The following is a 14,159-nucleotide window of genomic DNA, read 5'->3' as shown; positions in this document are numbered from 1 at the left end:
GGTTTTAGGGTAAGCTATGATTGTTAGAGAAAATTTAATATAGGAGTTTAATAATGGCAAAAGGAACTGTAAATAAAGTTATTTTACTAGGTAGGTTGGGTATAACCCCAGAAGTTAGGACTACCCAAAATGGTACAACCGTTGCAACTTTAAGCCTAGCTACAAATGATGGTATGGGTGAAAATATCACTACAGAATGGCATAGAGTAGTCGTATTTGGTAAAGCAGCAGAGATTATCCAAAAATATGGTAACAAGGGTTCACAGCTGTTTATAGAAGGTAGATTACGTACCAATAAATGGCAAGATAAAAATGGTAATACCCAATACTCTACAGAAGTAGTCGCAAGTAACTTTCAGTTTATTGGTGGTAGTAATGCTCAAGGTGATACAAATTATAATAATGAGCAAACAACTAACAATTTTCACCAGCAAAAAACGCAACAAGATAATATACCCGATTTTGCAGAGATAACTTCACCTAATTTTGATGATGATATTCCCTTCTAGGACCTCAAATATAGCCATTAAATATAAAGTCGCCAAAAATATGTTACAAATATGCTGAAATAGTTTGCGACTTGCGTCTGCAGTTAGCCTTATGTAGCAATAAATAGTATAATTAAGGCTAATAGTTATCTTAATTGTTTTAATAAATGTCTCATATTTTAGTGTTAAATTGTGGTAGTTCTTCAGTTAAGTTTGCTCTTATTGATCCTACAAGTTCAAAATCTTTACTGACTGGTTTAGCTGAAAATATTGGTCAAAGAAATTGTAGAATAGTTATTAAAGCTGATAATGTTTTTGAGAAAATTGTAGAGAATGGTCAATATAAAGATATTTTTATAGAGTTAAAAATGTTTTTAGAAGAGAATAGTTATTTAGGTGATATTGTAGCTGTTGGTCATAGGGTTGTACATGGTGGGCAATACTTTTCTGACTCTGTCGTAATAGATGAAAGAGCTCTAGAGAAGATAAAAAACTGCATACCACTCGCACCCTTGCATAATCCGGCAAATATAGAAGGTATAACATTTTGTCAGCAAATATTTTCAAATTTACCACAAGTCGCAGTATTTGATACAGCATTTCATCAAACAATACCCAAGTACATAGCAGAATATGCTATTCCTAGAGAATTAACTAAAAAATATCATATAAAAAAGTATGGTTTCCATGGTACATCGCATAAGTATGTATCTATCCAAGCTGCTAGACTTTTAGGCAAAGATCAAGGGAACTTTATAGTTGCACACTTAGGTAATGGTTGCAGTTTATCAGCTATAGTTGAAGGTAAAAGTATTGATATAAGTATGGGTTTTACACCTTTAGATGGTTTGATTATGGGCACCCGTTCAGGGAGTATAGACTCAGGAATTTTTGATTTTCTAGCCAATAATTTGGGTTGGAATATAAACAAAATCACAACTACTTTAAATAAACAAAGTGGGCTATTAGGGATCTGTGGACATAGTGATATGCGAGAGATCTCTTATTTAGCTGATCGCGGTGATGAGCTAGCAAGACTAGCTATAGAAATGTTTTGTCACCGGATTGCTAAATTTGTTGCAAGTTATATGGTTTATTTTGAAAAATTTGATGGACTAGTTTTTACAGGTGGGATTGGTGAGAATGCAATTAATATTCGTGAGAATATAGTCACTAAGCTTAAAAATATTGGTTTTAAACTTAATCATCAAAAAAATAGCAATAAAGAAAGTTTTATTAATGCCCCAGAAAGTCATAATATTATGATTGTAAACACAAATGAAGAATTGATGATAGCTTGTGAAACTAAGAGTCTTATCTAGGGGCAATGATATGAAAACATCTATATTTATGTTACCAACATCAAAATATACCGGGCTTAGAATTCTAACTAAAAGTCTAGAATATGCTTTACAGGAAGAAGGATTAAAAGTAACTACTTTTCACCCTATTTTTGATATGGAGATGTCTATAGAAGAGATTGAAAAATATTTATTAAATAGTCGTATAAAAGACTATGTCGAGATATTGCTTGGTAAGTTTTACGATAAGTGTCAAGAGTATGATTTTGTTATAGTTTCTGGTTTGTTTCGTCAAGGGAATGATACCCATAAGCTATACCCCTTAAATGGAGTAGTTAGTGAATTAAATATAGAATTAATCAAAGCTTTGTCAGCTAAAGTTATAGTGGTTTCGTACCATGGTAATAAATCTTTGGATGATATTAATGGTGAGTTAGATTATGCTTACCGGAATTTACCTCAAAGAATAAAAACTTTAGGAGCAATAATCACAAAACTAAACGCACCCTACGACGATGATGGACATATGAGTTTTAGTTTAGCAGAAGAGGATGCTTCTACTATTAGGCGGAACAATGTCAGCTTTGAAGAAATACGAGAACTATCTGTTTTAAGAGAAAATGAACTACCTTTATTAGGCGTGATAGAGTGGGATAAAGAAAAAACTTATCCACGGGTTATTGATATCAAAAATAGTTTGAAACTAAATGTTATTACAACAGGCAAGCTTGATAATAGAGTGCATAGAGTCACAATGTGTTCTAGAAGGATAGAAAATTTTATTAGAGATCTAGCACCAAATTCTTTGGTGATAACATCTGCTGATAGATCAGATATATTAGTTACAGTGTGTCTAGCTGCTAGAAATGGTTTAAAGATAGCAGGAATTATTTTAACAGCAGAAGAATATTTAGATAAAAAAGTAAAGCAGTTATGTTTAGATACAGCTGAAGAGGTAGGTTTAGTAATATTGACTACCAAAAATAGAAGTGTAAACACAATTCTAAAATTAGCTAATATAGATTTTATGGGTATACCTGCTGATGATAAAGAACGTATCCAGGGGGTTAAAAAGGTTATAGTAAATTCCTTGGATAAAGAAAAGATTTTACATGCTATCCGGCAAGGTATTCCAAAACAACAAGTGATGTCGCCGCCAGCATTTAGGTACCATTTACTAAAAATTGCAAGACAAACCAGAAAACGAATTATTTTACCTGAAAGTTACGAGCCTAGAACTTTGTTAGCAGCTAAAAACTGTTATGAACAGGGTATAGCAGATTGTGTCCTTATTGGTGATAGAGCAAAAATTAATAAGGTTGCTGAGCTAAATGGTTTTAGTTTACCTAAGAATATAGAAATTATTCAGTTAGATGAGGCTCAAAAGTTAAAGTATTTAGACACTCTAATGAGCCTTAGAAAACATAAAGGATTATCAGAAAGCTTAGCTAAAGAAGCTTTAAAAGATCCAATAATAGTAGCTACTCTCATGTTATATCTTGGAGAGGTCGATGGCTTAGTTTCAGGGGCGGAGCATACAACAGCAGATGTGCTAAGACCAGCTTTGCAGTTGATAAAAACAAAACCAAATGTATCTTTAGTTTCATCAGTATTTTTTATGTGCATGCCTGATGAAGTTATAGTTTTCGCAGATTGTGCAGTCAATCAAGATCCTACAGCAGAACAATTGGTAGATATAGCCATTCAAAGTACAGAGTCTGCTAAAAAATTTAGTATAGAGCCTCGAGTTGCTATGATCAGTTATAGCACAGGCTCTTCAGGTTCTGGTGCTCAAGTTGAAAAGGTGCGTACAGCGACAGAACTCTTAAAGCAAAAAGCACCAGAAATATTAGTAGATGGACCATTGCAATATGATGCTGCAATAATAGAAAGTGTGGCAAAGAAAAAAGCACCTAACAGTCCAGTTGCAGGTAGGGCAACAGTACTTATTTTTCCTGATTTAAATACAGGTAATACTGTCTACAAAGCAGTCCAAAGAAGTGCTAATGTCTTAAGTATAGGTCCTGTATTACAGGGTATCAACAAGCCTGTAAATGACCTTTCAAGAGGAGCAACTGTTGATGATATAACTTATACAATAGCAATTACTGCTATACAGGCTATATAGAAGGTTTAAAGGAAACCTATGCAAAGTTTTCAAATAGACATATTTTTATCTTGCTATCCTCTGTCTACTTCCAGTTTTCAGCAGTCCCGCTATTTAAATATTAAAGGTGGTTTAGTCAATATTATCTTGGTTTTTATAAACGGTTTTAAAATATGACCACAGATCAGCTGGTAATTTTTTGGACAGCTCAAAAGTGTATTTAATAGCTTTGCTGGAGCTTAGTTCTCTAGCTTCTATACATTTAGCTATCTCGCCTAAATAATAATAGTTATCATTTTTATCTATTCTAGCAAATACATAGCTTATGATTCTATCCTCAGCTAAAGTTTTTTCTTGCTTATCCTCTAGAGATTTGTTCTTTTTAGAATAAAATGTAAATGCTGTGTCTGAAAGAAATTTATTACTATGCTGGCTAAATTTTTTATTCTCATCAAAAGTCATAAATAGCAGAGCTTTATCATCAAAGAATCTATAACCAGCCAAATTGACTCCGCCATTTGTATAATCTTGATTAAGTAAGTGAGCAATATCTTTTTTAGAGTATTTAGCATACAGAGACAAGCCATTGAGCTTATTTTTATGATACTTTTGCTGATAAATAAGTTTATTATAAACCAGTAGATCTTGTACCTGTTGATTTAAGAAGCTATTGCTAACTATAGTACTATGAGGTAAAAGGAATATGTTTTTGTCTTTTAAACTTATTAAAGGTGCATATTCTTGTCTACCAGCGTTAACTGTAAATATTTTTAGAGATAAGTGCTGTAAAGCGTTTTGAAAACTTTCTGTGTTAAAGTTTTCTATTTCTTTTGTTACTAAGGTTTCTAAAGTTTTAATTTCTAAGAGAGGTTTTTCTAGAAGCTCTTCCAAAATCAAAATTTCGTACAACCTTTTTGCTGGTGTAAACTCTTTTGAGATAAATTTTAAAACCTTATATTCTTGCTCATTTAGATTTGGTATATCTTCTTTGAAAGTTTTAAGAATATCGTAATAGGTGTCCTTTGCTGATAAAATAACCTCAGGAGCAATAAATTTATGTTTTTCAAAGTCAACTAAAGTAGGTATTCTACCTAACTCTTTTTTTAACTGAATATAATCTCTTTTTATATTTTTTAACTGTGAGAAATTAGTTCTTTGGATATTTCTATAAATTAGCTCTTTAGCAATATTCGTGAAAGTTATGGTGCTCTTACCACTAATATAATTATTTGGTGAAACAACAAACTTTTTAAGTTGATCTTTGTCATAGCTGTTATCTTGGCTTAGGGCTATAGGTATCAAGAAATTATTTTCATAATTAGCAATAAAATCTAGGACTACAACAAATTTTTTATTTTCGAATTTTCTAAGTCCTCTACCTAGTTGTTGAATATAAACAATACTACTTTGAGTTGGACGAAGTAAGACAACTTGGTTAACACAAGGAATATCAATTCCTTCATTGAAAATATCCACCGTTACAATCACTTCTAAACTATAACTTTCAAGTTTTGATATAGCTAAATCCCTTGTATACTCTGAATCTTGGCTAGTTAAAGCTTGTGATTTTATACCTTTTTGATTAAGTTTAGTTGCTAACTCTTTTGCTTCATCAACATTACTAACAAACATCAAAGCAGCCCTGTGCTGACCACTAAATCCATAAAAATTCATTTTCTCCATAATATGGTTTATACGAAAATCACTTGTTAATTTAGTAAAATCTTTAGCTAATACCTTTTCAGACTCAAGGTAAAAATCCTCAATAGCAAAATAGTGAAAAGGACAAAGTAAATCTTGTTCTAAAGCTTGATGTAATCTAATCTCATAAGCAATATTATAATCAAATAGCTTAAATATATCGCCTGTATCGGTACGTTCAGGTGTCGCTGTCATCCCTAGAAGAAATTTTGGTTTAAAATAATTAAGAATTTTTTTATAACTATTAGCTTCAGCATGGTGGACTTCATCAATAATTATATAATCAAATTCATCAACCTGAAAGCTAATAAAAGCTTTTGGATCTTTAAGAGTTTGAATTGTCGCAAACAAATAATCAGCCTGAGATTTACTACTTCCCGTATAAAGCCCTAATTCTTTATCTTTAATGATTTTTGCAAAAGTTTCTTTTGCTTTAGTGGCAATATTAGTCCTATGTACTATAAATAAACATCGTTTTGGCTTAACCAAACTAACATCAAATGCGCTTAAAAAAGTTTTGCCTGTGCCAGTTGCACTGATTATCAAGGCTTTACCTATATTATTAGATCTTAGAGACTTTAAGTTTTCTAGAGCTTGGCTTTGAATAGCGTTTGGTGAGATAGGTTTAGTTTTCTTCAAATCGCTAAAATAAAAAAGCCTTTTCGTATTTTGATAGTTTATACGGTAATCTTCAAGTACAACCAAAGCTTTTTTAGCTTGGTCGAAAAGTTTATTGAATTCTGCTAAAAGTTGTTTGACTACACTATCTTGGCAATTAGTACTAAAGAGTAGATTCCATTCACTATTAACGGTAAGAGCAGATTGTGTCAGATTTGCACTGCCTATCATAATATGCCAGTTATCTGCTTTACGAAAGAAAAAACCTTTTGCATGAAAATTCTCAGAGTCGAGAATTTTTAGTTCTATATTGTTAAATTCTAGCAACTTCTCTATAGCTTTAGGTTCGGTAAAATTTAAATAGCATCCAGTTAGAATCTTACCTTTTACTTTTTTAAGTTTTAAGTGGCGTAATGATCCTAGTATACAAATAACTCCACTAAGAGTAATAAATGCTACGCTTATAATAAATTCGTCGCATTCATCAAGCTGGTTAATAATTTCCGTAATAATTTTAGAATTTTGAGAATTTGTAATAAATTTATTTGAATGTTTTTGCATATTTAGATTTTAATGGGAATACTAGAATCAAGGTTAGAGGTACTAGAGTTACCTTTTACACCTTTACCCCAGCAGTAGATTTCATTTGTATCTTTGGTTACACCACAAGTGTAAGTTGTCGCCATAACTAAATGACTAAACTGTTTCTCTGTTTTAACTTTCTGAGGAGTTTTAAAAATTCCTTTTTCACCATTACCAACTTCTCCGAAAGTACCATCTCCCCAACAGTAAGCGTGGCTATTGCCGTCTAAAGCACATGCGTAATGAGCTTTTGTATATATTTTTTTAAACTTAATTTCAGTAGGGATTTTTAGTGGCACATCAATATGTTCTTTTTTCGTTTTGCGTCCTAACTGACCTCTATCATTATGTCCCCAACAATATAAATCATCGCCATTATCTAAAGCACAATTGAAATCTGCTCCTCTACTAATTTCTTTTATTTTTAAATGATTAATATTAGTGGATGGTTTAGTTACTTTTTCCTTACTTTTTTTTGGTTGACTTGTGTCTTTTAACTTATATTTCCAACATCTAAGTTGCCCTGAGATATCATATTTACAACCATAATCTTCAGCATCTTCAATATCATAATTTTCACCATACTTTTTTAGCTTGCTATCGTCGCGATAATCTTCTTCTTTAGTTGCAAAGTTGTTTTCTGTTTGAGGATTATAATCATCAAAAAAAGTTTGTGAAAAAGTATAGCTTGCAAATGCTGGTAAAAACATACATGTAAATATAGCTAGAAATATGGCTTTTTTCATATCAAAAATTCAGTTTAAAGTCCGCTAACAACAATATTAAGCAATGTTATACCAAAATACTAGAGACTTTGGGTTTATAAAAACAGCTTTTGCTCCCAATAGCGTAAGAAATTAAAAAATCTCTCCTCTTTAGAGTAGTTTTGTCTATCAACATATGGCTTAGTGATTAATATTGGGTAGCTTCCAGCAATTATACAAGCCAAACACCCTGTAAGTAATCTATCATCCACTAAAGCTATTTCTTTTGTATCACATTTTAACAAATCTTGTATTTTTAAAAGTCCCTCAGGGTAAGGTTTTTTAGCAACGCCTGATATGAATCGGATTTGTGGATAAATTTTTCTAAAATATTTTAACCTTTCATTAGTAGGTTTATTTGAAAGAATAAAAATCCTTTCTTCGCCAAATTTTGAAGCAAAGCTATCCAGCCATGTTTTTACCTCTGGATATATTTGTGGTTTACCATGACTAGCTAATACCCCATCGAAGTCTAAAGCCAAATACTTTATACCTTTTTGTTTTAGAAACTCCGGTTCGAGCTGTATAATACTCTCCAGAGTATGCTCTTTTTTGATACTCTTTAGCTCTCTTTTGTATCTTAACATTTTATTAAAAGTGTATATAGACCTTTTAAACATCTTAATTTTCCAACCTCTTTTTAAATTGTAATGCTTTTTCATATACTTCATTTTTTTTCAAATTTAAAACTTTAGTTGTTATTTTAACAGCCTTATTAAGAGGAAGTTCTAGCAATAACTCTTTCAAAAAGGTTTCTTGATCAATATTAGACTCTATATTTAATTGATTGCTCTTATTACAATCTAAAAGAATAACAAATTCTCCTTTTAGTCTATCAGGGTTATCCACAAAATATTTTTTTATTTCATAAGCTTTTCCACTTAGAAATTGTTCAAACTGCTTAGTTAATTCTTTGACAACAACTATATTACAGGCTGGTAAAATCTCACTAATATCATCTAATAAGTATCGAATTCGATGAACTGATTCATAAATTATCACGGTAGAGTTTAGTTTAATAAAGCTTTCTAGTTCTTGTTGCCTTTTATTTTTTTTAGATGATAAAAAACCTTTAAAAACAAAGCTATTTGATGGTAATCCTGATGCTGATAGAGCTGTAATCACAGCACTAGCTCCAGGAATTGGTACTATTGTATAACCATCTCTACGTAAAGTAACTACAATTTTATAACCTGGATCGGATATTAAAGGAGTACCAGCGTCACTAACAAGAGCTATATTTTTATTATCATCTAAGAGTTGTTTTACTTGCTCTATGCGTTGTTCTTCATTAAAGTCATGGCATGATATTAGTATTTGTTGGTTTCTAATACTTAGAGTAGATAGTAATTTACTAGTTACTCTAGTATCCTCAGCTAATATAATTTCTACTTTTTTTAATATTTCTATCGCTCTAAATGTTATATCTTGGAGATTTCCGATAGGTGTTGCAACTATATATAATATTCCTTTTTCTAAACTACTCACCTAACATCTCCACTAGATTTGTTACATCTCCAGCTCCCTGAACTAAAACTATACTGTTCTCATCAATAACATTTTTCAGTGCTGATATTGCTTGGTTGAAATCTTCTACCAAAATACAATTTGATAACTGTTTTGATAAGTCTAAACTAGTTGCACCGTATATAATATCCTCTCCTGCAGAGTATGTTGGAAGTAATATAAGTTTATCCGCTACCGCTAAAGCTTTAGGCCAATCTTCAAATAGATCTCTATTTCTACTGTAGCGATGAGGCTGAAATATATGGATAATTTTTTTATCAGGGTACTTATCTTTAACTGCACTTAGGCAATTCGTGACTTCAACGGGGTGATGCCCGTAGTCATCAATCACTTGTACTGTATAGCTTAAAATAGTCTTAGTATATGTATCAAATCTTCTTGCTACTCCAGCTACTTGTTCAAGAGCTTTTTTAATTTGGTCATACTTAAAACCTAAATCCAAACAGCTTACTACACCAGCTGTTGTATTTAAAACATTATATCTACCTGGTAAACTGGTACAGAAGTCTAATTTTAGCTGTTTATAATAAATGCTAAATTTAGTTAAATTATCTTCTATTTGGTAGGTTAAAATCTTAACATCAGCATCATTTGAAAATCCATATGTGGTTATTTTCTTACCTTCAAAGCTATATTTTCCCAATAAATCTTGGCATCCTTTATCATCTATACACAAGTAGATAATTTCGACACTCTGCTTGAATAAGAATACATAGAAATTTTTCAGTAAATTATCATAACTATTTTTATACGTAGCCATATGATCTTTGTCTATATTTGTAACTATGATACTAGTCGGATTTAGATGTAAAAAGGAAGCATCACTTTCATCTGCTTCTATAATTAGGTCATCTGTACCATTTATTTCTATGTTTGAATTAGTATGCTTGACTACACCTCCTACAACAAAACTACTAGTGGGGTTTAATTGTTGTAATAATGTAGCTAATACACTTGATGTAGTTGTTTTTCCGTGTGTTCCTGTAATTGCGATACTATATTTAAAATCTTGCATTAATATAGCTAGAAACATAGCTCTATGTAGACAATGTATATTAAGCTGGAGGGCTTTGGCTAATAAAGGATGCTTATCAGTAATAGCGCTAGAATAAACGACCATATCATAGTCTTTTATGCGGACCTCAGAAGGAGTAGAAAAGACTTTAACTCCTAGAGATTCTAGTCTAATAGTAAGTTTGCTTGGTTTGCTATCATATCCAGCAACTATTGCTCCAAGCTTTTTAGCTGCTATAGCTAAAGCTGAAACACCTATACCACCAACCCCTAGAAATAAAATTTTTTTGTCCAACTCTACTAACCTATACAAGACATTTTCATGTCAAAATTTTCGTTATCTATATTTTATCACAACTAGAACATATGTTTTAAATCCCTCGCCAATATTTAAAAATTGCTTTGGTAAGCTCAAGTAACATTCCTTTACCATCTATGGCTTTTATATTATTATTTTGACACCATTGCGTAAAGACTGTACCTGTTTTGGAATACATAAGATCATAAGCTAAAGCATTTTTATTAAAATTCTTTGGAGTTAATGGTAAAAGTTCTTTAGCTATACTTGAGGAAGTTGAGTTAATGACTATATCAAAACTTTTTGAAATATTTTCAAAATCTTCAATTTCAATGCCGTATTTGTATTCAAATAATTTTTTAACCTTTAGAGCTTTTTCTTTAGTACGGTTTGTTATAGTTAAGGATTTAGGTTTTTCTTTTATAATTGCAGCTATCACAGCTTTAGCTGCACCACCTGCTCCTACCACAAGAATATTTTTATTTTGAAAGTTTATTTGATGATTGTTTTTTATATCGTTAACTATTCCCAAACCATCATAATTTAATGCAATCATTTTACGGTCAGGTCTAAATACAACGTTACTAGCTGCTTTAACATCTGTGGCTACATCATCAGCATCATCACATAGTTCAAAAACTTTTTCCTTATGTGGGATTGTTACACTTAAACCTTTTACTTGTGGGTTAGCTTTAAACTCTTTGATTTTTTGTTCTAAGTCTTCTGGTGCAACTTCTATAGCTGTAAAAAGCATATTTTGATTATATTGCTTAGCCAGCTCCATCTGGATTTTAGGTGAAAGACTATGTTTAACTGGATAGCCGATTACATGGTATAGATCTTGCATATTAATTAAATTAGATACTCTATTGGTTTCTAATTATAGCAATAAGATAAACCTATTAAATTGGTTTTTTTGAAGAAGGTATAAAGGAGCCAATTGTTGCTATAATCCGTATCATATCTCAAATTCATAGCTAGATTGTACTTTCAATGTTTATGTTGGGTTTAGGAAAGCTTGAATTATTGTATTATTATTTCTTAGATAATAGTTTTATCCGCCTGTTTTTTTACGATAACTTGGTAGTTAGGATAACGCCCCCCAAGTTTTTAAATAACTATCAAAGCACTCTCTCATAACAGAAATAATTTTTTTCCTATCAGTTAAATATTTAGATACAATTATAAGCTGCTCTTCCGTAAATGTATCCGACGTTAGTCCTTCTATTTTAATTATTTCCTCTTTGCCTTCTAATAAAAGTTTTGCTGTATTTTCAGGTAAAACACAAATTCCTAAGCCACTTTCTACAAATTTTACTTTAAGGGTATCGTCCTCAACGAAATATTTTATGTTGTTTATGGGGTAACTTATATCTTTTTTGTCATCTTGGAAGCTAAAACTATGATTAATCATCTCATCACGTCTAAATATAAAAGGCGCTTTAGCAATACTATCTGGACCATTGATATTATTTTTTTCAATGAATTGTTTTTTTGCGTAGAGGTTGGAACGAATATTAGATGAATCAATTGTATAACATACTATCCACCGATCTTGATCAATTACATGTAAATCTTTAGAGTTTATAAGAGCAATATCATAATTATCTAATTGATAGTGGTAACTTTTATTTTGATATAAAAAATAGCTATCAAAAGTAAATGTGTAAGCTGAATTTATTTCATTTAATTTAGGTAAAACATACGGAATAGTAAAATTTAAACCAGCGCGAGTACTTAAGATGCGTATAGAGAAAGAGTTATCTAGACCTTTATATTTTACTCTATTGATAATACCTTCAAGATCAAAATACAACTTATGACATGAGTGATAGTATTTCATTCCATTTTTAGTTATAACTATCTTATTGTGGACATTTTGATAAAGGTTTATATCTAAGAATTTTTCTAAAGCTTCGAGTTTACTCTTAACAGTATTCAACTCTACAGAGTAAAAATTTTTTACAGCAGTGTAGGAACCCATTTCAACTAATGCTATAAAATATCTTGTAGCTTCAATAATATTTTTATCAACCACTTGTTTCATTGCAATTCTCCGGATCACGTAGTTATAAAATAAATTATAATAGTTATGCACTTATATAGCAAAATTTATTGATTAAAATCAATATTTAATGCAATTTGTATTAAAAGTTGAGTTTTTTAAAAAAATGGTTGACAGCTTTATAATTTCTTACTATTACTCTATGAAGTATAAAACCGCAATGTATATTTATCCTTATTTTGGTGTCAGCAAATTACTACGGTTGGTTAAGATAATTTGTTGTGCTGAGAATACATAAACTTTTTAAGGTTTTTATACTAAAGTTTTTTAGTGACGTAAAATAAATGTATGAGCAATAATTAATTTTATTCCTTAGACATTTATTATTTTTGCCCTTTGATGATATAATTCTTAGTAAATCTTCAGGGCAGGGCGAAATTCCCTACCGGCGGTAACTTTATTATTATATACAAGAAGCCCGCGAGCGCTCTTGCAACTTTGTAAGAGGACTAGCAGATTTGGTGAAAATCCAAAGCCGACAGTTAAAGTCTGGATGAAAGAAGATAGTAATGTTGGCACATTTATAGCTAAGTTTATTTCAGCTAAAGCTTATGTATGCTTTAGTAAATAGAGCTGTATACCTATGCTTATCTTTCTGCCCTTATTTGCTAATTACAAAACAAAGTGGCTAATGAAAAATATTGACCAATATTATATGCAACAAGCTTTAGCTCTAGCTGCTAGGGGAAAACTTACTGTATCTCCAAACCCTATGGTTGGTTGTATAGCTGTTAAAAATGGTAAAATAATAGCTGAGGGTTGGCATGTTAGAGCTGGGCAAGCTCATGCTGAATGTTTGGCTATTAAGCAGGCTGGTGAACAAATTAAAGGTTCTACTATTTATGTTACTTTAGAGCCATGTTGCTACACAGGTAAAACAGGACCCTGTACAAATGCTTTGATAGAAGCTCAAGTGAAAGAGGTTGTAATAGCGACTCTTGACCCTAATCCTCAAGTTAGTGGTAAAGGTATTCGGCAGTTAAAAGAAGCTGGAATTAAAGTTAAAACAGGTATTTTAGAAAAGCAAGCACAAGAATTAAATAAAATATTTTTCTACTACCAACAGTATCAAACACCCTATGTATTTGCTAAGTGGGCAATGTCTTTAGATGGTAAAACTACTGTTAATGCTGGCGATTCAAGAAAAATCAGCTCTGATAAAGCAGCTATACACACACACCAGCTACGAAATATTTGTGATGCTATAATTGTTGGTAAAAATACTCTATTTGAAGATAATCCTAAATTAAACGTTCGCTTAGACATAAACATGATCGTTCACCCTATTAAGATTATTGTATTTACTGAAATAAAAGAAATAGACCTAAATTGGCAGATTCTAGATCAGACCTGCGCAAAAACAGTCTTTGTATGCTCAAATATAACTAATTTAGCAAAACAAACATTACAAGATTTAAATATTGAATTTTGGATAATACCAGCTCAAAAAGACAAGATATGTATAAATAGCTTATTAAAAAAAATGGCTGATGCTGGAATAACGAGCGTGCTTTTGGAGGGCGGTATGAAACTAATAAGAAGTTTTGCTACCGTAGGTGCAATTAATGAGTTTATAACATATGTATCACCTGTATTGGTAGCTAATAGTAATCCAAAAAAACAGTTAGTTATTAACAAAACTAGTTATATTGGCTGCGACTTGCTTATAAATTCAAAAATTAAGGATAATTAAA

General features: G+C 31.3%; 11 protein-coding genes and 1 riboswitch. Of the genes, 4 read left to right on the top strand and 7 right to left on the bottom strand.

What is annotated here, in order from left to right; all coding sequences use genetic code 11:
• Positions 1 to 53 precede the first annotated feature (53 nt).
• The 3 genes from SD28_RS01055 (at position 54) to pta (ending at position 3,917) form a co-directional block, all read left to right on the top strand.
• Positions 54 to 509 carry a single-stranded DNA-binding protein gene (locus SD28_RS01055; protein WP_039123238.1) on the top strand — a complete coding sequence of 152 codons (456 nt, stop codon included), beginning with the start codon at positions 54 to 56 and terminating at the stop codon, positions 507 to 509.
• Between the two features lie 146 nt (positions 510 to 655).
• Positions 656 to 1,810, top strand: coding sequence for an acetate/propionate family kinase (locus SD28_RS01050; protein ID WP_039123237.1), 1,155 nt, complete (start codon positions 656 to 658; stop codon positions 1,808 to 1,810).
• Between the two features lie 10 nt (positions 1,811 to 1,820).
• Positions 1,821 to 3,917 carry a phosphate acetyltransferase gene (gene pta / locus SD28_RS01045; protein WP_039123235.1) on the top strand — a complete coding sequence of 699 codons (2,097 nt, stop codon included), beginning with the start codon at positions 1,821 to 1,823 and terminating at the stop codon, positions 3,915 to 3,917.
• Positions 3,918 to 4,028: 111 nt separating this feature from the next.
• On the opposite strand, the gene SD28_RS01040 is transcribed toward pta, so the two are convergent.
• The 7 genes from SD28_RS01040 to SD28_RS07845 all read right to left on the bottom strand — a co-directional run bounded on the left by SD28_RS01040 (position 4,029) and on the right by SD28_RS07845 (position 12,447).
• Positions 4,029 to 6,776 (bottom strand): DUF3427 domain-containing protein, encoded by a 2,748-nt coding sequence (locus tag SD28_RS01040; protein ID WP_039123233.1) that lies wholly within the window; start codon positions 6,774 to 6,776, stop codon positions 4,029 to 4,031.
• Between the two features lie 2 nt (positions 6,777 to 6,778).
• Positions 6,779 to 7,543, bottom strand: a complete 765-nt coding sequence (locus SD28_RS01035) for an RCC1 domain-containing protein (RefSeq protein ID WP_039123231.1) — start codon at positions 7,541 to 7,543, stop codon at positions 6,779 to 6,781.
• Between the two features lie 74 nt (positions 7,544 to 7,617).
• Positions 7,618 to 8,181, bottom strand: a complete 564-nt coding sequence (locus SD28_RS01030) for a YqeG family HAD IIIA-type phosphatase (RefSeq protein ID WP_039125679.1) — start codon at positions 8,179 to 8,181, stop codon at positions 7,618 to 7,620.
• A 1-nt stretch (position 8,182) separates the two neighbouring features.
• Positions 8,183 to 9,049 (bottom strand): 16S rRNA (cytidine(1402)-2'-O)-methyltransferase, encoded by an 867-nt coding sequence (gene rsmI, locus SD28_RS01025; RefSeq protein WP_039123228.1) that lies wholly within the window; start codon positions 9,047 to 9,049, stop codon positions 8,183 to 8,185.
• The gene (murC, locus tag SD28_RS01020) at positions 9,042 to 10,397 is read right to left on the bottom strand and encodes a UDP-N-acetylmuramate--L-alanine ligase (protein ID WP_039123227.1); all 1,356 of its coding nucleotides are present in this window, start codon (positions 10,395 to 10,397) and stop codon (positions 9,042 to 9,044) included. Before murC ends, rsmI begins: the two co-directional genes overlap by 8 nt.
• 76 nt (positions 10,398 to 10,473) lie before the next feature.
• Positions 10,474 to 11,247, bottom strand: coding sequence for a shikimate dehydrogenase (gene aroE, locus SD28_RS01015; RefSeq protein ID WP_039123226.1), 774 nt, complete (start codon positions 11,245 to 11,247; stop codon positions 10,474 to 10,476).
• A gap of 240 nt (positions 11,248 to 11,487) precedes the next feature.
• The gene (locus SD28_RS07845) at positions 11,488 to 12,447 is read right to left on the bottom strand and encodes a LysR family transcriptional regulator (protein ID WP_069774102.1); all 960 of its coding nucleotides are present in this window, start codon (positions 12,445 to 12,447) and stop codon (positions 11,488 to 11,490) included.
• A 372-nt stretch (positions 12,448 to 12,819) separates the two neighbouring features.
• A riboswitch (FMN riboswitch) is annotated at positions 12,820 to 12,974 on the top strand.
• A 122-nt stretch (positions 12,975 to 13,096) separates the two neighbouring features.
• Here SD28_RS07845 and ribD point away from each other — a divergent pair.
• On the top strand, positions 13,097 to 14,158 hold the full coding sequence (ribD, locus tag SD28_RS01005) for a bifunctional diaminohydroxyphosphoribosylaminopyrimidine deaminase/5-amino-6-(5-phosphoribosylamino)uracil reductase RibD (RefSeq protein WP_039123224.1): 1,062 nt from the start codon (positions 13,097 to 13,099) through the stop codon (positions 14,156 to 14,158).
• Position 14,159: the final 1 nt, after the last annotated feature.

This window comes from Allofrancisella guangzhouensis (assembly GCF_000815225.1).
In the GTDB taxonomy this organism is placed as follows: Bacteria; Pseudomonadota; Gammaproteobacteria; order Francisellales; family Francisellaceae; genus Francisella; species Francisella guangzhouensis.
This window is presented reverse-complemented; position numbering and strand designations above follow the sequence as displayed.

Bases quoted from the DNA above. Each gene is read 5' to 3' on its own strand.
- SD28_RS01050 (WP_039123237.1), top strand. From the start codon at position 656: ATGTCTCATATTTTAGTGTTAAATTGTGGTAGTTCTTCAGTTAAGTTT.
- SD28_RS01030 (WP_039125679.1), bottom strand. From the start codon at position 8,181: ATGTTTAAAAGGTCTATATACACTTTTAATAAAATGTTAAGATACAAA.
- pta (WP_039123235.1), top strand. From the start codon at position 1,821: ATGAAAACATCTATATTTATGTTACCAACATCAAAATATACCGGGCTT.
- SD28_RS01055 (WP_039123238.1), top strand. From the start codon at position 54: ATGGCAAAAGGAACTGTAAATAAAGTTATTTTACTAGGTAGGTTGGGT.
- ribD (WP_039123224.1), top strand. From the start codon at position 13,097: ATGAAAAATATTGACCAATATTATATGCAACAAGCTTTAGCTCTAGCT.
- SD28_RS07845 (WP_069774102.1), bottom strand. From the start codon at position 12,447: ATGAAACAAGTGGTTGATAAAAATATTATTGAAGCTACAAGATATTTT.
- aroE (WP_039123226.1), bottom strand. From the start codon at position 11,247: ATGCAAGATCTATACCATGTAATCGGCTATCCAGTTAAACATAGTCTT.
- SD28_RS01035 (WP_039123231.1), bottom strand. From the start codon at position 7,543: ATGAAAAAAGCCATATTTCTAGCTATATTTACATGTATGTTTTTACCA.
- SD28_RS01040 (WP_039123233.1), bottom strand. From the start codon at position 6,776: ATGCAAAAACATTCAAATAAATTTATTACAAATTCTCAAAATTCTAAA.